At 60.9% G+C, this 21,463-nt stretch carries 21 protein-coding genes; 14 read left to right on the top strand and 7 right to left on the bottom strand.

Annotated elements, in window-relative coordinates; genetic code table 11:
- The first annotated feature begins 73 nt into the window (after positions 1-73).
- Positions 74-1,018 (top strand): hypothetical protein, encoded by a 945-nt coding sequence (locus tag ACO6TG_RS14420; RefSeq protein ID WP_422378803.1) that lies wholly within the window; start codon positions 74-76, stop codon positions 1,016-1,018.
- Between the two features lie 10 nt (positions 1,019-1,028).
- Here the strand turns inward: ACO6TG_RS14420 and ACO6TG_RS14415 are convergent, their stop codons facing one another.
- Positions 1,029-1,292: a DUF1674 domain-containing protein gene (locus ACO6TG_RS14415; protein ID WP_094072985.1), complete on the bottom strand. Its 264-nt coding sequence runs from the start codon at positions 1,290-1,292 to the stop codon at positions 1,029-1,031.
- A 155-nt stretch (positions 1,293-1,447) separates the two neighbouring features.
- On the opposite strand from ACO6TG_RS14415, the gene htpX reads away from it, so the two are divergent.
- The 5 genes from htpX to ACO6TG_RS14390 all read left to right on the top strand — a co-directional run bounded on the left by htpX (position 1,448) and on the right by ACO6TG_RS14390 (position 9,872).
- Positions 1,448-2,407: a zinc metalloprotease HtpX gene (gene htpX, locus ACO6TG_RS14410; RefSeq protein ID WP_422378802.1), complete on the top strand. Its 960-nt coding sequence runs from the start codon at positions 1,448-1,450 to the stop codon at positions 2,405-2,407.
- Positions 2,408-2,558: 151 nt separating this feature from the next.
- On the top strand, positions 2,559-3,935 hold the full coding sequence (gene rsmB, locus ACO6TG_RS14405; protein ID WP_422378801.1) for a 16S rRNA (cytosine(967)-C(5))-methyltransferase RsmB: 1,377 nt from the start codon (positions 2,559-2,561) through the stop codon (positions 3,933-3,935).
- 211 nt (positions 3,936-4,146) lie between these two features.
- On the top strand, positions 4,147-5,823 hold the full coding sequence (locus ACO6TG_RS14400; RefSeq protein ID WP_422378883.1) for a heparinase II/III family protein: 1,677 nt from the start codon (positions 4,147-4,149) through the stop codon (positions 5,821-5,823).
- 95 nt (positions 5,824-5,918) lie between these two features.
- Positions 5,919-7,535, top strand: a complete 1,617-nt coding sequence (purH, locus tag ACO6TG_RS14395; RefSeq protein ID WP_422378800.1) for a bifunctional phosphoribosylaminoimidazolecarboxamide formyltransferase/IMP cyclohydrolase — start codon at positions 5,919-5,921, stop codon at positions 7,533-7,535.
- Positions 7,536-7,760: 225 nt separating this feature from the next.
- A complete protein-coding gene (locus tag ACO6TG_RS14390; protein WP_422378799.1) occupies positions 7,761-9,872 on the top strand; it encodes a methyl-accepting chemotaxis protein in 2,112 nt (703 codons plus the stop codon).
- A 72-nt stretch (positions 9,873-9,944) separates the two neighbouring features.
- Here ACO6TG_RS14390 and ACO6TG_RS14385 read toward each other — a convergent pair whose 3' ends face one another.
- Positions 9,945-10,721 (bottom strand): class I SAM-dependent methyltransferase, encoded by a 777-nt coding sequence (locus tag ACO6TG_RS14385; protein WP_094072980.1) that lies wholly within the window; start codon positions 10,719-10,721, stop codon positions 9,945-9,947.
- 150 nt (positions 10,722-10,871) lie between these two features.
- Here ACO6TG_RS14385 and gloB point away from each other — a divergent pair, with 150 nt between their 5' ends.
- From gloB to ACO6TG_RS14360, 5 genes are all read left to right on the top strand, one after another.
- Positions 10,872-11,654, top strand: coding sequence for a hydroxyacylglutathione hydrolase (gloB, locus tag ACO6TG_RS14380; protein WP_422378798.1), 783 nt, complete (start codon positions 10,872-10,874; stop codon positions 11,652-11,654).
- 118 nt (positions 11,655-11,772) lie between these two features.
- Positions 11,773-11,988 (top strand): hypothetical protein, encoded by a 216-nt coding sequence (locus tag ACO6TG_RS14375; protein WP_422378797.1) that lies wholly within the window; start codon positions 11,773-11,775, stop codon positions 11,986-11,988.
- Positions 11,989-12,035: 47 nt separating this feature from the next.
- Positions 12,036-12,479, top strand: a complete 444-nt coding sequence (locus tag ACO6TG_RS14370) for a cupin domain-containing protein (protein ID WP_422378796.1) — start codon at positions 12,036-12,038, stop codon at positions 12,477-12,479.
- Positions 12,476-12,907, top strand: coding sequence for a hypothetical protein (locus ACO6TG_RS14365; protein ID WP_422378795.1), 432 nt, complete (start codon positions 12,476-12,478; stop codon positions 12,905-12,907). Before ACO6TG_RS14370 ends, ACO6TG_RS14365 begins: the two co-directional genes overlap by 4 nt.
- A gap of 112 nt (positions 12,908-13,019) precedes the next feature.
- Positions 13,020-13,514 carry a hypothetical protein gene (locus ACO6TG_RS14360; RefSeq protein WP_422378794.1) on the top strand — a complete coding sequence of 165 codons (495 nt, stop codon included), beginning with the start codon at positions 13,020-13,022 and terminating at the stop codon, positions 13,512-13,514.
- Positions 13,515-13,525: 11 nt separating this feature from the next.
- Here ACO6TG_RS14360 and ftsY read toward each other — a convergent pair whose 3' ends face one another.
- The 4 genes from ftsY to ACO6TG_RS14340 form a co-directional block, all read right to left on the bottom strand.
- Positions 13,526-14,797, bottom strand: coding sequence for a signal recognition particle-docking protein FtsY (gene ftsY, locus ACO6TG_RS14355; RefSeq protein WP_422378793.1), 1,272 nt, complete (start codon positions 14,795-14,797; stop codon positions 13,526-13,528).
- A gap of 245 nt (positions 14,798-15,042) precedes the next feature.
- Positions 15,043-16,311, bottom strand: a complete 1,269-nt coding sequence (gene mtaB, locus ACO6TG_RS14350; protein WP_422378792.1) for a tRNA (N(6)-L-threonylcarbamoyladenosine(37)-C(2))-methylthiotransferase MtaB — start codon at positions 16,309-16,311, stop codon at positions 15,043-15,045.
- Positions 16,308-17,219 carry a diaminopimelate epimerase gene (gene dapF / locus ACO6TG_RS14345; protein ID WP_422378791.1) on the bottom strand — a complete coding sequence of 304 codons (912 nt, stop codon included), beginning with the start codon at positions 17,217-17,219 and terminating at the stop codon, positions 16,308-16,310. The genes mtaB and dapF overlap by 4 nt, the downstream gene beginning before the upstream one ends.
- A 591-nt stretch (positions 17,220-17,810) precedes the next feature.
- Positions 17,811-18,698 (bottom strand): neutral zinc metallopeptidase, encoded by an 888-nt coding sequence (locus ACO6TG_RS14340; protein WP_422378790.1) that lies wholly within the window; start codon positions 18,696-18,698, stop codon positions 17,811-17,813.
- Positions 18,699-18,919: 221 nt separating this feature from the next.
- Between ACO6TG_RS14340 and ACO6TG_RS14335 the strand changes: the two genes are divergently transcribed.
- Positions 18,920-19,405: a hypothetical protein gene (locus ACO6TG_RS14335; RefSeq protein ID WP_422378789.1), complete on the top strand. Its 486-nt coding sequence runs from the start codon at positions 18,920-18,922 to the stop codon at positions 19,403-19,405.
- Between the two features lie 31 nt (positions 19,406-19,436).
- Here the strand turns inward: ACO6TG_RS14335 and ACO6TG_RS14330 are convergent, their stop codons facing one another.
- Entirely contained in the window at positions 19,437-19,976 is a 540-nt protein-coding gene (locus ACO6TG_RS14330) for a L,D-transpeptidase family protein (RefSeq protein ID WP_422378788.1), read from the bottom strand.
- A gap of 191 nt (positions 19,977-20,167) precedes the next feature.
- Between ACO6TG_RS14330 and ACO6TG_RS14325 the strand changes: the two genes are divergently transcribed.
- Together ACO6TG_RS14325 and ACO6TG_RS14320 are read left to right on the top strand one after the other, a co-directional pair.
- A complete protein-coding gene (locus ACO6TG_RS14325; protein WP_422378787.1) occupies positions 20,168-20,851 on the top strand; it encodes a response regulator transcription factor in 684 nt (227 codons plus the stop codon).
- A 67-nt stretch (positions 20,852-20,918) separates the two neighbouring features.
- Entirely contained in the window at positions 20,919-21,383 is a 465-nt protein-coding gene (locus tag ACO6TG_RS14320) for a Crp/Fnr family transcriptional regulator (protein ID WP_208988286.1), read from the top strand.
- Positions 21,384-21,463: the final 80 nt, after the last annotated feature.

The raw sequence follows: 21,463 nt of genomic DNA, 5'->3' as shown, positions 1-21,463 counted from the left end.
GTACTTCCGGTCAGAAAACCATCCGCCGCGACCGAAAATCAACTAGTGTTTCCTGGATTTGATAGGTGGCGTCATGAGATTTTTTGCCTCCGTATGCGCAGGCTTTGTTTTTGTTTTTCTAATCACATCTGTCCTTCGTCTGGTCCTGCCTGACCCATCGGGCCGTGTGGAGCTTCCCTGGAGCGAAGAAGAACTCAGGCGGAAGGTCCAGATCCTGCTCAATCAGATCGATCTCGAAGACAGATATTATAGTCCGGCCCTGAAGGCCCGTCTTGCAGGTATGGACGTCGAGGAGATATTCACCCGGGAGAATTTCAACAATTTTCCGGATGACTATGGCGCCGGCTTTCGCCTCACGCCCCAACATGTCGTCTTGCTGCGGCATGTGCGGCTGGCCTGGGACGACGTTGAAAACGGAGCGCCAAAGGTGGTGGCCCATCATCCCTTCGGTCAGGAAGATCCGTTCGAGGCCATGAGAGTGCTGTTTGGGGCCAAAACGGTAAGAGACCAGGCGAAGGCCTATGGCCTGATGCATCTCGCACTTCGCCGGTTTCTGTCGTCGGCTGAGCTTGCCCCTGGAACATACCGCTTGAAAAACGTGACGCCTCACCAGCTTTTTAAGACATTCGACGGGTTCTTCCTGAATGCGGACCTGATTGCGTCACCGAAGGATATCGGCCTTGATGCGGATGGCAGGGTGATCGTGGACGCTGACATGCTCAAACTCATTCGGGAAATGCCGTTCTACTGGCCTTCGGAAGAGGAGATGCAGGTCAGTGCGTTTGTTGGCGAATGGCCAGTTCCCCTGATTGACGGCAAGCGGCCCTATGCGCAGTCCTCTTGGCATGAAACGGACATGCAGGAGATCCTGACGGGTGAGGACGTGGTAGAGGACAAGGACGGCAACGTTGTTTTCCCGGACGGAAGGGAACGACAGCTGACCCTGATGCATTTCCGCACCTTGGCAGTGATGCAGGTGTTCTTTGAAAACGCCGTGCTGCCGAACGAAGCGGAGTAGTCGAAACCGCTCAGAAATCGACCGTCAGTCCCTTGATCTCCCAATCGTCGTAGCGGGTGGGCTCAAGCCCGCCCCGGCCATTGACCTCTTCCGCCATGCCTTTCTGACGCTCATCGATTTCCTTGCGGCGTTCTTCGGCTTCTTTCAGCGCGCGCTGGGCGGCCGGCGGCAGGTCTTCAAACCGTTTTTTCGGCGCGCTTTCCACGTCCGTTTTCAGGGAAGGGGCATCGCTCTGGCTGTAGGCGGCAGTCGGGGTCTTCGGGTCGTCCGTCATGGATCTCGGCTCATTCGGCATGAAAGGTTTGTCACCTATATAGGCTAAACTTGCCAAGAATGGCAGCTATCCCCATCTAGCTGACTGGAACGGGACGTCACAGGCGTCTCCGCATAGGCAGCAAAACATAGGGACAGAAACGGAAACCGCGAGCGATGAACTACATTCGCACTGCAATGCTCCTGGCGGCCATGACCGCCTTGTTTATGGGGATCGGTTTCATGATCGGCGGACAGTCGGGCATGCTGATTGCCTTGCTCATTGCCGCGGCCATGAACGTGTTCAGCTACTGGAACGCCGACAAGATGGTGTTGCGCATGCATCATGCGCAGGAGGTGGACGAGCGATCGGCACCGGACCTTTACCGGATGATCCGGCAACTGGCTCAGAACGCCGATCTGCCGATGCCCAAGGTCTATATTATCAACAATCCGCAGCCGAACGCCTTTGCGACCGGCCGCAACCCGCAAAATGCGGCCGTTGCGGCCACGACCGGGCTTCTGGACATGCTGACGCCGGAAGAGGTTGCCGGCGTGATGGCCCACGAGCTGGCCCATGTGAAGAACCACGATACCCTGATCATGACGATCACAGCGACGATTGCCGGTGCGATTTCCATGCTGGCGAATTTCGCCTTTTTCTTTGGCGGAAACCGCAACAACCCGCTTGGAATTGTCGGCATGCTGCTGATGATGATCGTCGCCCCCATGGCTGCCATGGTGGTGCAGATGGCGATTTCGCGGACACGCGAATATGCCGCCGATCGCATGGGCGCCCAGATTTGCGGCGAACCCATGTGGCTGGCTTCGGCGCTTGCCAAGATTTCCGGCGGTGTTCAGCGCATCCACAATCCGGACGCGGAAAACAACCCGGCGACCGCGCATATGTTCATCATGAACCCGCTCTCGGGCGAGCGCATGGACAATCTGTTTTCCACGCACCCCAACACCCAGAACCGGATCGACGAGCTGCGCAAGCTGGCCGATGCAGGGCTCGGATCCGGTGGTGGCCGGTCCTTCAGCAGCCGGCAGAGCTCGCCCGCCGGTCCGTGGCAGGGGACAGGACGCACGACGTCGTCCGGCTCGCAGAACCGGCCGAAGGGCCCCTGGGGCTGACTGTCAGGGCCATCCGGCAAAAACCGCTTTGACCGAAGCCCCTTGAGCTTTAAACTGCACAGATTGCGCCGCAGCCGGAGCCCCGGACTGCGGCGCTTGGTTTTGAGACCGGCCGCATCCGGCCGGGCACCGATGGAATGGGAATGGCGTCGTGAGCAGACGGGCGAACACCAAAGACAAATCCGCCAAGGCACCCGCGGAAGAGAAACAGGAAAAGCCGGGCTTTGCCGCGCGCAAGGTTTCAGCCGATATTCTCGGTAATGTCGTTCACAAGAAACGCCCTCTGGATGGCGAGCTCGATGTTGCTTCCGGTCACTCTGGCTTTCGGGCCCTGGCCGGCAATGATCGCGCGCTGGTTCGGGCCATTGTCGGCGCGGCCCTGCGGCACCGGGGTGAAATCCTGGAGATCCTGGAGCGTTTGCTCGATCGGCCGATCCCGGAAAAGACAGGCCGGGTGCAGGACATCCTTCATGTCGCCATTAGTCAGATGCTTTATCTTGACATTCCCGACCGCGCTGCCGTGTCGCTAGCTGTCGACCATGCCGGTCTCGACCGGCGGGCGCGGCCCTACAAGGGCCTGGTCAATGGCGTCTTGCGCCGGCTCGGACGGGAGCGCGACGACATCACAGGGGACCTTGAACCGGATCTCCTGAACACGCCCGACTGGCTGATGGACAGCTGGTCTGAGGCCTATGGCGCCGAAATCGCGCGCAAGATTTCTGCGGCACATCAGCAGGAGGCTGCGCTCGACCTGACGGTCAAGACGGACCCGGCCGGCTGGGCAAAGAAGCTCGAGGGACAGGTCGTTGCCGCGGGCAGTGTCCGGCTCGCCAAAAAGGCGGCCGTCGAGACGCTGGAGGGATTTGAGGACGGCAGCTGGTGGGTGCAGGATGCCGCTGCTGCCTTGCCGGCGCGGCTTCTGGGCGACGTTCAGGGTCTCAACGTGGCGGATCTGTGTGCAGCACCTGGTGGCAAAACCGCCCAGCTGGCGGCGGCCGGGGCAGAGGTAACAGCGGTCGATATCTCCAAGGGCCGTCTGAAACGGCTTGAAGAGAACATGACCCGGCTCGGGCTGACAGTTCGGACCGTTGCCTCGGATCTTCGCCAGTTCGAACCCGAAGCGCCGTTTGATGCGGTTTTGCTGGATGCCCCCTGCAGCGCCACCGGCACGATCCGCCGCCATCCGGATGTGCCCTGGATCAAGAAGCCTTACGACATTGAGAAGCTGAGCGAGATCCAGAAGGAGCTGCTGGACCGGGTGGTGGACTGGGTGCGGCCGGGTGGCCTGATTGTCTATTGCACCTGTTCGCTTGAGGCCGCCGAGGGCGAGGCCCAGGCAGATGCTTTTATTGGCCGTCTGGGCGACAGGATCGCACCGGTTCCGGTCACGCCGGAAGAGGTCGGCGGTCTCGCGCACCTAGTTACAAATACGGGGTATCTGCGCTGCCTGCCCTGCCATGAAGCTGAAAAAACACGAGAAAATACGGGTCTGGACGGATTTTTCGCTGCCAGATTCCGCCGTCTTTAACGCCGCATAAACCGTTCACTTGCAATGATTCTTTAAATGAAATGCTAACCTTAATGGTTCGTTCTCTCAGATTTTGAACCCGGAGAGTTCCCATAGACGCGCATAAACCATCAGTGTTGGGGATGGTTTGGTGAATATCGCAAGCCTGAGTGAAAGAAGCCGGATCTGGCGTCTTGTGGCCCTGCATGTTTGGCAACGCTCCCTGAAATGGATGCATGGCGGCCCCCTGTTCCGCATGCAGCCGTTTTCTGCTGTGCCCGCGCGTCTGCTGATTGCTCCCCAGGATCTGCGCACGGCCGACGCCACCAATGCGGCCGACATTTACGGGGGCCGGTTCCTGTTTTCCGGACACCTGGTGGAAACGCAGGGGCGTTCGCCCTTCGAACTCAAGGCGGTTCACGAAGACTGGCAGCGCGAGTTGCACAGTTTTGGCTGGCTGCGCGACCTGAGAGCGTCCGACAGCCAGATCTCCCGCCAGAATGCCAGAGCCCTCGTCGAAGACTGGATCCGCTATTCGGGCCGCTGGCACGATATCGGCTGGGAAGCCTCGGTGGTGACCCGCCGGATCCTGTCCTGGCTCGCCCACTCCCCGTTTATCCTGCAGGATGGCGACCACGAGTTTTACCGTCGCTTCGTCAAGTCGCTGGCCCGGCAGGTGCGCTTCCTGCGCCAGACCATCAACGAAACCGAAGATGGCGTTGAACGGCTTCATGGCGCGCTGGCCATTGCGTCAGCCTGTATTTCCATGGCCGGACAGGGACGTTTCGCCCGGCAGAGTATCCGGCGGCTTGATCAGGAACTTGCCCGCCAGATCCTGCCGGATGGCGGGCATATCTCGAGAAATCCGAGAGCCCTGATCGACATTCTGGCCGATCTTCTGCCCGTCCGGCAGGCCTTCGTGGCGCAGGGGCTCGAAGTTCCGCCCGCCATGCTGCAATCGGTCGACCGGATGATGCCCCTTCTGCGGTTCTTCCGGCACGGCGACGGGGCTCTCGGCCATTTCAATGGCATGGGGTCGACGCCAAGCGATCTGGTGGCCACGATCCTGGCCTATGATGACGCCCGCGGCGCGCCGCCGGTCAACGCGCCGCATTCCGGATACCAGCGTTTGAGCGGCGGAAACTCGGTGGTGCTGATCGATACCGGTGCCGCACCCTCTGTCAATGTGTCCGGAGATGCCCACGCCGGGTGTCTTTCCTTCGAGTTTTCCTCCGGTGCCAACCGGATCGTGGTCAATTGCGGTGTGTCGCCGAAATCGAACGCGCTCTGGCGCAGGGTGAGCCGCTCGACCGCGGCCCATTCGACCGCGGTTGTCGAGGATACCTCGTCCTGCAGGTTCCTGTCTGACCGGCCGTTTGGCCATATTCTGGGGGCGCCGATCCTGTCCGGGCCGTCCAAGGTGCCGGTTGAGCGCGCCGACGATGCCACGGGCAGCCAGGTGACCGCGTCTCATGACGGCTATGCGGCCGAGTTCCGTGTCACGCACCAGCGGGAATTGCGCCTGGCAGGCGACGGCACGGTTCTGGATGGCGTCGACACGTTCAACGCGGTCGGTGCGGTCGACCCGGAGCATCGCTATGCGTTGCGCTTTCATTTGCATCCCGGATTGCGGGCCTCGCTGATCCGGGGCGGGTCCGCCGTGCTCCTCGTCTGCAGGGACGGCGAAGCCTGGGAATTCGACGCACCCGGCAATGAGGTCACGCTCGAAGAGAGCATTTACCTGTCCGATGTCTTTGGTCACCGCAAGGCGGACCAGATCGTGATCAACGGCTCGCTCCTGGAAACGCCCTCGGTCAGCTGGCAGTTTCGCAAGACGGCAACGGCGAAGCTCAGCCGGCGCGGAACCAGCGATTTCGACGAGGTCGAGGAGCTGCCGCTCGAAGAATAGGCACACCTCTCCCATAGGTGACCTTCCGATTTGCCTTAAAGCGTGCTAGGGCGACGCCAACTCTCCCAAGGCGTCACCAATCGCGAGGCAACTTCATGGCCATTGTGTCCAAAGCCGTACCCGTTCCCGAACTCGTTCCCGTCAAGCGCGCACTGCTTTCCGTCTTCGACAAGACCGGTCTGGTGGACTTCGCAAAAGCGCTCGCTGACCGTGGTGTCGAGCTGGTGTCGACCGGCGGGTCCTACAAGGCCCTGAAAGACGCGGGTCTCAAGGTGCTGGACATTTCCGAAGTGACCGGTTTTCCGGAAATCATGGACGGCCGGGTGAAAACCCTGCACCCGAATGTGCATGGCGGGCTGCTGGCCATCCGCGATGATGCCGACCACCAGAGTGCGATGGCGGATCACGGCATCACCGGGATCGATCTCCTCTGCGGCAATCTTTATCCGTTTGAGCAGGTTGTCGCGTCCGGCGCCGATTATGCCACCGGGATCGAGAACATCGACATTGGCGGACCTGCCATGACCCGGGCGGCGGCCAAGAACCATGCCTATGTAACCGTTGTCACCGATCCGGGTGACTATGACACCGTGATTGCCGAAATGGATGCCAATAACGGCCAGGCGCCGATTGCGTTGCGCAAGAAACTTGCGCTGAAGGCTTTTGCCCGCACGGCGGCCTATGATGCGGCCGTGTCCAACTGGATGGCGGATCAGCTAGACGAAGCCACGCCGGCGCACCGGGCGGTTGGCGGTGCACTGGCCGAAGTCATGCGCTATGGCGAAAACCCGCATCAGACGGCGGGTTTTTACAAGACCGGAGAGAACCGTCCGGGCGTTGCAACGGCAACGCAGCTCCAGGGCAAGACGCTTTCCTACAACAACATCAACGACACGGACGCGGCCTTCGAACTGGTCAGCGAGTTCGATCCGGCCCGCACCAGCGCCGTTGCCATCATCAAACATGCCAATCCTTGCGGTGTTGCCGAAGGGGCCAGCCTCAAGGAGGCCTACGAGCTGGCCCTGCGCTGCGACCCGGTGTCGGCCTTTGGCGGCATCGTGGCACTGAACCAGACGCTGGATGCGGCCGCTGCGGAGGAAATCGTCAAGATCTTCACCGAGGTGATCATTGCCCCGGATGCCGATGAAGCCGCCCGCGAGATCATCGCGGCGAAGAAAAACCTGCGCCTGCTGGTGACCGGTGGTCTTGCCGATGCCCGGGCCAGGGGGCTTTTTGTCAAATCGGTCGCCGGTGGTCTGCTGGTCCAGTCACGCGACAATGGTGTCGTCGACGATCTGGATCTGAAGGTTGTCACCAAGCGTGCACCGAGCGACCAGGAACTGGCGGACCTGAAATTTGCGTTCCGCGTGGCCAAGCATGTCAAGTCCAACGCGATCGTCTACGCCAGGGATGGCGCGACTGTCGGTGTCGGCGCCGGCCAGATGAGCCGGGTGGATTCGGCCCGCATTGCGGCCCGCAAGGCGCTCGACGCAACCGAGGCGGCCGGACTGGCCGAACCGCTCACCAAGGGCTGCGTTGTGGCTTCCGACGCATTCTTCCCGTTTGCAGACGGTCTGCTGTCGGCGGCCGAAGCCGGTGCGACGGCGGTCATCCAGCCGGGCGGTTCCATGCGTGATGATGACGTGATTGCGGCAGCCGACGAAGCCGGTCTTGCCATGGTCATGACCGGGATGCGCCACTTCCGCCACTAAGCGCCTGAACCAGATGCTGCAAGGCCCTGGATCCGACCGGATCCGGGGCCTTGTCGTATTTGCAGAGCTTAGCAGTCTAATTGATTGCAATTATTGTAAAAACTGCGGATCGTTCTTCAGAAAAGATTCACCCTTTGAAGACCTTGTTAACGCCCTCCCGTTAGTCTGCTGCAAGCTTCGGCAGGTATTCGCCTGTCCATTTCTTGCGATTTTCGGAGAACATCGGTGTTTAAGAGAGCGAAGGTCACTACAAAGCTCATCGGCGCCAGCGCGGCGGCCCTAACCGTAGCCCTTGTGGTCGGTATCAGCTTTATCGGCTGGCAGGCCTCGAGCATCACGGGTGAAGTCGCCCGGACCGAGGCCGAGGCGGTTGCCCGTGAACAGGCCGAATTCGTGCAGCGTGGCCTGGAAAAAGGCCTGAAATCTGCACAGGCCCTGGCCAGCACGCTCAGCGGCATGAAAAAGGGCGGGGTTGCCGACCGTGAGGCCTGGAGCGCGGTGGTCGAGAATCTCGCCCTGACCAACAAGGATCTGTCCGGTGCCTGGGGGGTGATCGTCGACGATCAGCTCGATGGCAAGGACGCCGAGTTCAAGGGCAATGAAAAATGGGCCGTGAACGGCGCCTGGCAGCCCTATTATTTCCGTAAAGGGGACGGCACCCTCGCCTATCGCTCGATTGAGGAAATCGCGGTCGGTGACATGGATGATGCCGGCCAGCTCTGGTTCAACGGCGCGTTTGTGCCCGGCAAGGACTATGTGACCGAGCCCTATAGCTGGGAAGCCGATGGCAAGACCGTGACCGGCGTTTCCTTTAGCATTCCGATCAAGGATGGCGGCAAGACCATCGGTGTTGCCGGTGGCGATATTCTGCTGACGCCCTTGTCCGAGGCGCTTGGAGAGCAAAAGCCGCTCGATACCGGTTCCGTTCATCTGATGTCCCAGAACGGCGTCTGGATCGCGCATCCCGATGCAGCGGTGCTTGGCAAGGAATGGGCCGAAGGCCGGTCAGATGCCGACCTGGCCGTTCAGTCCGCCCTGCTGGAAGCTGTCAAAAACGGCAAGCCTTTCGCTTATGACGGCTATTCCAACACCCTTGGCACGGATGTGCACCGTATCGTCATGCCGGTGGAAATCACCGGGACAGACGCCAAGATGGCGGTGGTGGTGAATGTGCCGCTGGCGACGCTGAATGCAGCCTCCTCCCAGATCACGACGCTGATCATCGGCGTTGGCGTGGTGCTCCTTCTGGTGGTGGCGCTGTCGATCTATGTGGTTGGCAACACCATCGTGCGCCGTCCGCTGGAACGTGCCGTCGGCAGCATCCAGGCCCTGATTGACCGGCGCTATGACGAGCCGATCCATGACACGGACCGGGCCGATGAAATCGGCGAGATCAGCAAGGCGCTGGAAGTTTTCCGCGACAAGGCGCGCCAGGCCGAAGCCCTGACCGCCGAACAGGAAGAGGCGCAGCGCCAGCAGCTGGCCCGCGCGGAACGCATCAGCGAACTGTCGCAGAATTTCGACCGGCAGATCTCGGAACTGACCCAGATCGTCATGACCCAGGTGGAGGACCTGAACGCGGCGTCCGGCACGTTGACAGCGGGCGCCGACGACACAAGCGACAAGAGCACCGCTGTGGCGGCCGCCTCCGAAGAAGCCTCGTCCAACGTGGAAACGGTTGCCTCGGCCGCTGAAGAGCTGATGGCCTCCGTCGGTGAAATCTCCCGGCAGATGACCCAGTCGACCGAGATTGCCTCCCATGCGGTGGATCAGGCCCAGTCGACCAACGCCAAGATCGAGGGGCTTGCGGAAGCGGCCAACCGGATCAGCGAAGTGGTCAAGCTGATCACCGACATTGCCGAACAGACCAACCTTCTGGCGCTGAATGCCACCATCGAGGCGGCCCGCGCCGGGGAAGCCGGCAAGGGCTTTGCGGTTGTCGCCGCGGAAGTGAAGGAACTGGCCAACCAGACCGCCAAGGCGACCGAGGAAATCTCGCTGCAGATCCAGTCAGTGCAGACGGAGACCGCCGGTTCGGTCGAGGCGATCAAGGGCATCTCGGAAACCATCGAGAAGATGAACGAGATCTCTTCCTCCATCCAGAGTTCCGTGGAACAGCAGGGTCTTGCGACCGACGAGATCGCCCGCAACATCCAGGAAGCATCCAACGGCACCCAGGAAGTGGCACAGAACATCGTCAAGGTGGCGGCCTCGGCCGACGACACCGGCAATGCCGCCCGCCAGGTGTCGGCTTCGGCCAACGTGCTTCAGACCGAAGCCAACCGGCTGAAGCAGGAAGTCGAGGGTTTCCTCGCCAATGTCCGCCAGGTTGCCTGACACCTACTGATAGAACGAAACAGAGAACGCGCCGGACATGTTCCGGCGCGTTTTTCTTTGCCGCCGGATGGTTTAATCCGCTTCCCGTGTCCGGTGCACCGCCCGGACGGGCTTCAGGCCCGAAGCGACACCTTCGGGAATGAAGACCGGGCGCAGCACACGCAGGCGGCTTTTCTGTCCGCCGGACGGCAGGCTCTGGAAGACGACCTTTTCCGCCTCCATCACCAGAATGCCGCCAAAGAGTGGCCAGATTCGGCGCCCGATGTTTTCCCAGGTCCGGGCGGCCTTCAGAACCGCGCGCTTGCTGGACGGTGGCATGAACAGGGCTTCCCGGTCGTCGAGCACGTTGAACTGACAGCTTTTCAGCAGATCCTTCATCTGCCGGCTGGAATAGGGCCGGCCATAGCCGAAGGGGGACAGCTCGGATCGTGCCCAGAGACCGCGCCGGTTGGGAATGACGGTGATCAGGCGCCCACCTGGAGCCAGCACGCGCCAGGCTTCGCGAAGGACCGCTGCTGGATCCGAACAGTGATCGAGCGCGTGCACCATCATGACCCGGTCGAAATAGGCATCGGGAAAGGGCAGATCCGTGTCTTCCACAAGCGCGCAAGCGCTGTCGCGTTCCCTTGGCCAGGCAACGGCGCCCTGGGGGGCCGGCATGGCCGCGATTGCCCGTTCCGCGCTGTCCATGTAAGGCCGCATGAATGGACCGGCATAGCCGATGCCAAGCAGGCTCTTGCCGGCCATGTCCGGCCACATGTTGCCGATGGGGGCGCCGATCAGACTGCGCAACAGCTGGCCGAGCGGTAAATCGTAAAAGGCGCGCAGATGGACGACGTCGAGATACATTCAGCCTGGCTCGGTGTGGTTCAGGGGCGGTTCCTGATCGCCGCGATTGAACATGGAACCGGCGCCAAGCGCAAGATCTCATGCCTTGCTCTTGAATGTGCGCTTTGCCACTTTACGTTTCAACCAGCCAGTCCTCGAAAGGAGCCCGCCATGGCCTTGCGCGACACAACCGAAATCCATCAGTTCACCTGCCTTGACGATAATTTCGGCGTGCTGGTGCACGATACGGAGACCGGCACGACGATCGGCATCGACGTGCCGCATGCCGTTGCCTATGAACAGGCTCTGGAGCAGACGGGCTGGACGCTCAGCCACATTCTGATCACCCACCATCATTGGGATCATGTTCAGGGCCTGGGCGACCTCAAGCAGAAAACCGGCGCCACCGTGATCGGACCCGAGCGGTCACGCCAGAAGATTGCCGAGTTGGACCGCACCGTCGAGGACGATGACGATGTCCTGTGCGGCCCCTATGAAATCAAGGCGATTGCAACGCCCGGACACACGCTCGATCAGATCTCCTGGTACATTCCGTCGATTTCCATGGCTCATACAGGCGACACCCTGTTTTCGCTCGGTTGCGGCCGGGTGTTTGAGGGGGACAAGGAGATGATGTGGTCGTCTTTGTCGAAGCTTCTCCGGAAACTGCCGGACGACACGGTGATCTATTGCGGCCATGAATACACCGAGGCCAATGCCCGATTTGCCCTGACGATCGAACCGGACAATGCCGAGCTGAAGGCCCGTGCGGAAGAGGTCATGGCCCTTCGTGCCAGACAGGCACCGACCCTTCCGACCACGATGGCGGTGGAAAAAGCGACCAATCCTTTCCTGCGTGCCGGCGAAGCGTCGGTTGCCGTCGCTCTCGGTATGGAAGGCAGATCCGCGACGGAGATTTTTACCGAGATCCGGACCCGTAAGGACAATGCCTAAGCGATAATCCCTCAGCATTTCCACGTGGGAAATTCACGGATTCTGAGCTGAAAGCCTTAAAACCATCAGGTTTTACCCCCATATGCACGTTTATCGTGATCATGAAGGGGCAAAATCCATGACACCTGCCAGTTCCGAAGCCCATTTATCCCGCTCTGCGGAGCAACGTGCGAAGGACGTGGTTCACCGTATCGTCAGCCAGGCCGAAGCCATTCCGATGCATCACGGCGGCGGACACAAGCTGGATATGCAGGTGCTTTACGAGGAAGTGGTTGCCGCCCTGCGCGAAACCATCGATGATCTGGCTTTCTGTTCCGGGTCCAAGCCGTCCTGAGCGGCCTCCCGGGCTTAACTTGTACAGATTGAAGCCGGGGGCACAGGATGACCGTTTCCCAGGATCTGACGGCGGATCAGGTCGTTTCCCTCCTGAACATGCAGCCGCATCCCGAAGGTGGACACTATGTCGAAACCTTCAGGGATCCCGTCACGGACGTGAGCGGACGGACTGCATCGACACTGATCTATTTCCTGCTTCCGGAAGGTGTTCTGTCACGCTGGCACAAGGTGGATGCGGTGGAGACCTGGCACTGGTATGCGGGGGCGGCCCTGGAACTGTCGATCAGTTCCGATGGCGGCCCGAAAGAAGTACTGACACTTGGCAGCGACCTTCTGGCGGGACAGCGCCCGCAGGGCATTGTGCCGCGCGACGGCTGGCAACAGGCACGTTCGCTCGGCGCCTGGACACTGGTCGGCTGCACCGTGGCGCCCGGATTTCAGTTCGAAGGGTTTGTCATGGCGCCGGAGGGCTGGGAGCCGGGACAGTGATCAAGCTCCTGTTCCAGAAGCGCATCTTCATCGGCTATGTGGCCAGCGCGCTGGCGGCCAGTTTCACGCTTCATCTCACGCTCAACAGCGTGTCAGGCGGCGGTGGTGGCCTGAGCGTGAACATGATCGTCTATCTGTTTCTGCTGGTGTTCGTGACGCTCTATACGGTCGTGCCGTCGCTTCTTTTCATTGCCTTTTGCGAAAAGCGGACAATCCGCAGCGCCCCTTCCTACATGCTCTTTTCCGCAATCCTGGCGTTTGCCGGCCTGCCTGTCATCCTGATGAGCATCGACTGGGAAATCTTCAAGACCGCCGTGTTCTGCATACCGGCAGGGCTCGTCTCCGGACTGGTCTACTGGTATTTCGCCGGGCGCCATGCAGGTGACGACGCCAGGCTGCTCAAGGCCCAGATCGAGGCGTTTGACTGATGCAGGATGCAAGTGTGTGCAACAACGCATCTGTAGCTCGTATTGATTGCGCACAAGTTGCATGGTTGCCTGGAACTCTTCCACGGCATTTTTCTGACCTTCGGCAGCCTGGATGGAACTTATCGAACCGGCAGCTGACGGGAGGGCGGTTGCGATCAAACGAAGCCCGATCATGACAGGTGTCGTCAGAGTTTTACGCGTCTGTTTCGCCTTTATTGCGAGCACCTTCGCGGCGTCGGTCACACTCATTGTGCTCGACGCGCTGTTCACCAGAGGCGGGCGCGGTGCCGGCTCGTTCGCGGAAGCGTTTTTGCTGATCAATCAGATCATTGCCGGATATGCCCTGATCCCAGCGATCGTATTTGCAACCGTGTGTGAGATCAGAAAGATCACGAATATCGTCGTCTATCTTGTCTTCTCGGTGCTCACTGCCCTGACCCCGGCCCTTTACCTCTTGTTTGGCTCTGGGTCTGGATCCGGCCTCCTGCTCCCGGTGCTGTTGCTGCTGCTGCCATTCGCACTGGGATGTGGACTTGTCGCTGGCTATGTCTATTGGCGAATTGCCGGGCGGTATGCCGGAGGTCCCGGTCTGTGGGGTGAGAGCTAAAAGACGCTTGGTCAGGCCAATCCCGCAATTGCACTGGCAAAATCCTTCGCCGAAAACGGCTCCAGATCCTCAACACCTTCGCCGACCCCGATGAAATGGACGGGCAGACCGTGTTTGGCGGCGATGGCGACCAGGATGCCGCCGCGAGCGGTGCCGTCGAGCTTGGTCATGACAAGGCCGGTGACGCCGGCGACCTTGCCGAAGATCTCGACCTGGTTGAGTGCGTTCTGACCCGTTGTGGCGTCCAGAGTCAGGAGAACGGTGTGCGGGGCATCAGGATCGTGTTTCTTGATCACGCGGATGACCTTTTCCAGTTCATCCATCAGCTCGGCCTTGTTCTGCAACCGGCCGGCGGTATCGATCAGAAGAATGTCGACGTCCTGTTCCCTGGCAGCCTTCATGGCGTCGAAGGCAAGACCGGCGGCATCGGCGCCGGTGTCGCGGGCGATGACCTCGGCACCAGTGCGCTCGCCCCAGATCTTCAGCTGCTCGACGGCCGCAGCGCGGAACGTGTCACCCGCTGCCAGCATCACCGATTTGCCCTCGGAGCGAAGTTTCTGGCTGAGCTTGCCGATGGTGGTGGTCTTGCCGGTGCCGTTGACGCCGACCATCAGCACGACATGCGGCTGCTTGCCGGTGTCGAGATTGAGCGGATGCGCGACCGGTTCCAGGACCTTCTCGACCTCTTCGGAGAGGATCTCGCGAACTTCCTCCGGCGAGATCTCCTTGTTGTAGCGTCCGTCGGAGAGCCGGTCGGTAATCGCCATCGCCGTGTCGACGCCGAGATCGGCCTGGATCAGGATATCCTCCAGCTCCTCCAGCATGGTGGCATCAAGCTTGCGCTTGGTGAAGATCGAGGTAATGCCTTCGGTGAGGGAGGCAGAAGAGCGCGACAGGCCGCTCTTGAGGCGCTGGAACCAGGACTGTTTCGGTTTTTCCGCCGCCGACACGGGCTCGACCGGCGGTTCGATCACAGGGTCGGACTGGGCCTCCAGGGAGACGTCGGTCGGCAGAATGTCTTCTGAAAGGGGCGCGGCGGAGGGCATGGACGACATGGACTGGCCGAGACCCTGCGCGGCATCCAGCTGCATCGGCTGCGGCGGGGCATTCAGAGCGGCGGCCGGACGGACTTCCATTTCGACGTCAATGGAGGGGTCATCCGCGGGGGGTGTTTCGGCAGAAGGTTCTTCCGAAACCGCTTCCGGTTTTGGGTCGGCCTGCGTTTCAGGCGTCTCCTTGCCTCCGAAGAGCCGTCCCAGAAACCCGCGCTTTTTCTCGCTCATGAACCTGCCTTAAAATTCTGTCCGTCAATGGGTCTCGCCGCGACCTGCGAGACCAAACCCCAATGCGTCGTCCTGAAGAAGCGCCTAGCGCTGCCTCCAAGGAAGGACCGCTTGCTCCGCGTTGCCACCTGCCCCTCAAGACGGACCTTTTTGTCCGCCTCTGAGTGACGGCGTATTCTGGTTGCAGCCCTCTCCCACGTTTTTCAAAGGGCAGCCTGTCAAAAAGGCGCACCCAAATCGGTTCTTCACGCGGCCCTGGAAAGCGCTTCGCCCAACAGATGGCGACCGGTATGGCCGATAATTCTCGTTTCGACAATCTCTCCGGCGCTGCCGCCGGCCAATTCGACCTGTGTGAACTGCTCGGTTCGTCCCAGGCCTTCCTTTTCAATCAGCACCGGCCGGACCTTGCCGACTTCCGCTGACAGATGCGCAGCCAGCGCCTCGGCACCCTTGGCGCGAAGCCTGGCGCCACGGTCCTTGACCACGTTGCGCGGCAGCTGCGGCATGCGTGCTGCCGGGGTGCCCGGGCGCGGAGAGAACGGAAAGACATGCAAATGGGTCAGACCGCAATCGTCGACGATCTTCAGGGAGTTCTCGAACATTTCGTCGGTTTCGGTCGGGAAACCGGCAATGATGTCGGCCCCGAATACCACATCGGGGCGCATGCGCCGGACCTCTTCGCAGAAGCGGATCGTGTCGGCCCTCAGGTGCCGCCGTTTCATGCGCTTCAGGATCATGTCGTCACCCGCCTGGAGCGACAGGTGGAAATGCGGCATCAGCCGTTCATCCTCGGCGATGACCCGCATCAGGTCGTCATCCGCCTCAATGGAGTCGATCGAGGAAAGACGCAGCCGTTTCAGCTCTGGAACAACTTTCAGGATTTTCGCGGTCAGTGTGCCGAGTTTCGGCGTGCCCGGCAGGTCCGCACCGTAAGAGGTGATGTCGACACCGGTCAGGACGATCTCGTTGTAGCCGTTGGCGACGAGACGCTTGATCTGGTCGGTGACGACACCCATCGGCACGGAACGGGAATTGCCACGGCCATAGGGGATGATGCAGAAGGTGCAGCGATGGTCGCAGCCGTTCTGGACCTGGACAAAGGCCCTTGCGCGCCCGGTCAGCCCGTCGATCAGGTGGCCGGCGGTTTCCTCGACACTCATGATGTCGTTGACGCGCACCTTCTCGGTTTCCGAAATGCCGAAAGCCGCGACGTCCGAATAGGACTTGCGCTCCAGCTTCTCGGTGTTGCCGAGCACCAGATCGACCTCCTCCATGGACGAGAAGGTTTCGGTTTCCGTCTGTGCGGCGCAGCCGGTTACGATCACACGTGCATCCGGATTGTCACGCTTGGCCTTGCGCACGGCCTGGCGGGCCTGACGGACAGCTTCGTTGGTGACGGCGCAGGTGTTGATCAGGATGGCGTCCTTGAGGCCGGCGGCCTCCGCTTCGCGCTTCATCACCTCCGACTCGTAGGAATTGAGCCGGCAGCCGAATGTAACGACATCAACGCTCATGACCCAGCTCCGGCCTCTTTGGTCTGGTCGCCGCTTGCCGTCTTGCGCCAGGAAAGCGTTTCCAGGTCAACTTCGCCTTCGAATTCGACTTCCGTCAGTCCGGTCATCAGCACGTGACCATCGCTATCGCGCCATTCGATGCCGATCGGGCCACCGGGCAGATGGATGGTGGTCTTGCGGCCGGTCTTGCCGTCGCGCGCTGCCGCCACGCCAACCGCGCAGGCGGCCGTGCCGCAGGCGAGCGTCAGGCCGACACCGCGCTCCCAGACCTTCACGCGGATCTGGTTCTCGGCAAAGATATGAGCCAGCGAAATATTGGCGCATTCCGGAAAGATCGGGTGAGTTTCCAGCAGGGGACCAATCCGCTCCAGCTCATAGGCCTCGACATCGTCGACCCAGAAGATCGCGTGCGGGTTGCCCATGTTGACGGCGGCCGGCGTGTGCAGGATCGGATCGTCGATCGGACCGATCTGCAATTCGATGGCCCGCGTGTCGGCGAATTCCTCGGCCAGCGGGATTTCGTCCCAGTTGAGCCGCGGGGCGCCCATGTCGACGGTGACCGTGCGCGGACCTTCGGCGTCAAAGGCATGCAGCAGGCCGGCGCCGGTCTCGATGGTCACAAGCTCCTTGCCGGCCTCTTCCATGAGCAGTCGGCCAATGCAGCGTGTGGCGTTGCCACAGGCATCAACCTCGCCACCATTCTGGTTGTGGATGCGCATGAAGGCGTCGACGCCGAGGGAAGACCGCTCCACGGTGATCATCTGGTCGAAGCCGATGCCTGTGTCCCGGTCTCCCAGGGCGGCAATCACATCACGGCCGAGGCGCAGCGGTTTTTCGCGCGCGTCCCAGACCACAAAATCGTTGCCGAGGCCATTCATCTTCAAAAAGGGTCTGGTTTCAGACGCCATACCGGGTGCACTTCTTCGCTTGAGCTTGAGGAAACGGACCGCCAACTTGCGGACAACTGCCCCTATATGGCGGAAATCACCGCAAATTACCAGTGGGGCAGGTGGGCAAGTCAGATATGCGTAAACGTCAAGATTGACACTTGCTCCGCGTCTCCGTCATTGCAGGGCTTGACCCACTGCTGTTCGGTTAAGCAGATGCATCTGACTGTATTTAGGCTTCGCCGCTTGTTCCAGTCTCCCCCCTGGAGGGGGAGATGTCTCCGTCAGGAGACAGAGGGGGGCTCGACCTCCCCGCATACAAGGCCTTTTCCGAATGCGAGGAACCGCTGTGCCCCCCCTCTGTCCGGTTCCCGGACATCTCCCCCTCCAGGGGGGAGACTGGAACTAGCGGTAAGGCGCTGCGTATCCAGGATTGGAAGAAGCGTAAATATCGATGATGAATCAATGATCTGTTGAAACTGGGTCGACTTAAACTGGACAGCAGTGGGTCGGGCCGTGGCATGACGACGGGGGGGGCGGGGAACTGACTGTTATTCAGTTCTTCCGGTCTTGCCGCTGCGGGCATCAAATCGCGAGGACACCGGGCTGGTTTCAAAGCCTGTCCGCATTGAACGTGTCGCAGGCTTGCAGCGTGCCTGCCTCGAAGCCCCGGCGGAACCAGCGGGCGCGTTGGGCAGAAGTGCCGTGGTTGAAGCTTTCGGGCACCACATAGCCCTGCGCCTGACGCTGGAGCGTGTCGTCGCCGATGCGGCTGGCGGCATTGAGAGCCTCTTCGATGTCGCCATCTTCGACAAAGCCCCGCTGTCGCGCGGCATAATGTGCCCAGATGCCGGCGAAACAGTCGGCCTGCAGCTCCACGCGGACAGACAGCGCGTTGCCTTCCGCCTTGCTCAAGGAGCGTTTGGCCTTGTGAAACTCCGGCAGGATGCCGAGCACGTTCTGAATGTGGTGTCCGACCTCATGGGCCAGCACATAGGCCTGGGCAAAATCACCCGGTGCGTTCAGCTGGGCGGCGAGCTGCTGGTAGAAGGAAAGATCGATATAGAGCTTGCTGTCGGCGCCACAATAAAACGGACCTGTGGCGGAACTTGCAAAGCCGCAGGCAGACGACACCGAGCCGGAGAACAACACCAGCGTCGGCTCCGGATAGGTGCCACCGCCTTCCCTGAAGATATCGCCCCAGGTGTTTTCCGTGTCTGCCAGGATCACAGAGACAAATTCCGCGGTTTCGTCATCGGCGGTGCTGCGCGACTGTCCATCCTGATAGGAGGACGTTTCGAAACCGCCCTGGCCGCCGTCCAGTTGCGCCAGCAGGGTCAACGGATTGACCCCGGTCAGCCAGGCAATGCCGACCACAACAAGAATGCCGGTCAGACCTAGCCCGCCCCCGGTGCGCACCCGCCGTCTCGATCCTCCGCCTCTGCCACGCGAACGGCGGTCGTCAATATTGCTGCTGCCGCGGCGGCCTTTCCAACGCATCCCAACGTTCCTTCCTCACGCTTTTGCCCGGGACCACCAGACAGGATTGCACGGTCTCATGCAATCCGGTGCTGAATATCCGGCCGGCACGCATGCCGTCTCCCGGGAGAAGGGACGGCTCCCATCACGAAAGTTCACGGGAATGTGATCCCCGTTACAGAGCGGGCGGCCGGGCGCGCTTAAACTCCTGGTCGTGGGGCGCGTACAAAAGGATTTTGCAGATGCCCGACGTGAATGCACAGCAGGCGCAGCGCCTGATCAATTTCGCGACCCAGAGACTGGGGCGCGTTGAAGGCAATGGCGAGTGCTGGACGCTGGTGAATAACGGCTTTCAGCATGTCGGCTTCGACAAGCCGGCGTCCACCTATGTCTGGGGGCGCGTGGTTGCCAACCTGTCCGATGCCCAGCCCGGCGACGTGTTTCAGTTCCGCCGGTTCGAGGTCACCAGGCGCGTCACCCAGCCTGACGGCAGCTGGGAAGAGCAGACCATCTCGCGCGGTGCCCCGCGGCACACGGCGATCCTGGAAAGCCTCAACGGCAACATGGCGACCTTCCTGGAAAGCAACGTCACCGACGATCAGACCGTGAAACGCAATGATTTCGGGGTTCGAACCGCTACCACCACCGATGATGCCGGTGTCAGAACCGCGATCACGGTCAGCGGCAGTTTCATTATCTATCGGCCGCAGGTGGCCGCGACGCCCTAGAACCGGTCACACCCTGCCCATTTGCACCAATTCAGGCGTGGATCACCATATCTGCGCCTGAGCCGATTCTTGAGAGAATCAGGCGCATGTGCCCCGGCGCAACGGCGACGCAGCCCTCCGTCGGCCGGTAGTCTTCCCGTGCGATATGAAAAAAAATTGCGCTGCCCTTGCCCGGAACGGCCGGAGCGATGTTGCAGTCGAGCACCACGACGATGTCGTAGAGCCTGTCCTGCCGCCACATGACTTCATGGCTGGCGTTAAAAGGCAGGTCGACCGGACGGTTGTATCGAGGGTGACCGGGGTCGTCGCACCAGCCTGCTGCGGGGGACAGAGGTTCCAGCGGCAACCGGGTTGCGGGCGGTAACCCACGGTCCGGGCGGTAATAGACATGCAACAGGGCGAACCGGCCCGCCGGCGTCGCGCCGTCGCCCTCCCGCTTGCGCATGACGATCCCCGATCGGCCGAGCGCACACGGAACCGTGATCTCTCCCAGGCGCAACAGGCCCTTCCTCCGGTCGCGGGTCAGAGCGCGAACTTCCAGCGTCTCTGCGGGTTTTTTTGTGCCGGTCATGCGATCTGTGTCTCTTTTGGCCATCTTCTTCGAAGATCTTGATAAACCAGCTCTAAACCTCGCGTGAAGAAGATTTGACGCGGGGACGCTTGTGCGGTGAGAATTTGACACGCACATAGGGGCAGGAACACGCTTGTGTCCGAAGCACAAGTTGACGTGATCACTTTAGGTATTTGGCGAGGAACGCATAAATGACCGCCCGCACGATCTTGATTGTCGATGACGATAACGAACTCCGCGAAGCTCTGGTCGAGCAGCTCTCTCTTTATGACGAGTTCGAAACGCTCCAGGCGGATTCGGCGACCTCCGGCATTGCCATGGCCAAGGAAGAGCATGTCGACCTGCTGCTGATGGATGTCGGCCTGCCGGATATCGACGGTCGCGAAGCCGTCAAGCTGCTGCGCAAGGGTGGCTTCAAGGCGCCGATCATCATGCTGACCGGGCATGACGGCGACAGTGACACCATCCTCGGCCTCGAGGCCGGTGCCAATGACTACGTCACCAAGCCGTTCAAGTTCGCTGTTCTTCTGGCCCGTGTCCGCGCCCATCTGCGCCAGCACGAACAAAGTGAAGATGCGACCTTCGCCATTGGCCGCTATTCGTTCCGCCCGGCCGCCAAGGTGATGCAGGACGATGCCGGCTCCAAGGTGCGCCTCACCGAAAAGGAAACCTCGATCCTGAAGTTTCTTTATCGGGCCGGTGAAAAACCCGTGACCCGCGATGTGCTGCTGCACGAGGTCTGGGGCTACAATTCCGGCGTTACCACGCACACGCTGGAGACCCATATTTACCGTCTGCGGCAGAAAATCGAGCGGGACCCGTCCAATGCCGAGCTTCTTGTCACAGAAGCCGGTGGATATAAGCTTGTGCCGTAACAGGTAATCAGCGTAAATCTTGGGCATGAGCCTTGCCCAAGATATTGCGATTCTCAAACAAATCCCGATGCTTTCGGACTTTCAGGACGATCAGCTGCGCCTGCTCGCCTTCAGTGCCGAAAGCATGGATTACAGCCGCGGTCAGCGCCTGTTCGATCAGGGCGATCGCGCTGACGGCGGTCTCGTGATCACCGATGGTACGGTCAGCCTGCAGACCAAGGGTGCCGACGGCTTTGAGGAAATCGAGCAGGTTGGTCAGGGAACGCTTCTGGGCGAGACGGCGCTGCTGACGGAAAACAAACGTCCCTGCCGGGCCGAGGCAATCGACGCCGTACGCATCATCCGCATTCGCCGGGCGCTCTTCAAACGCATGATCCAGGAATATCCGGAACTGGCGCAGCGCATGCTGGACCAGCGTGTCAGCCGCTTCCGGTACACGGTTTCTGCTCTCAAGCCCGTCGGCGAAAAGATGGCCGAACTGGAACAGCTCAATGCCGAGCGCCGGGTCAAGGACGACGAGCGGCAGTCCTAGGGGCCTGACCCCGGGCTTTGGCAAAGCGTCCTTCAATCCGAGGGCTGTCATCCTCCGCACGACGCCAAGCGAAGATCCGG

Source organism: Roseibium sp. (assembly GCF_965233565.1).
Lineage (GTDB): Bacteria > Pseudomonadota > Alphaproteobacteria > Rhizobiales > Stappiaceae > Roseibium.
Note: the sequence above shows the minus strand (reverse complement) of the source record. Positions and strands in the feature narration are given on the sequence as shown.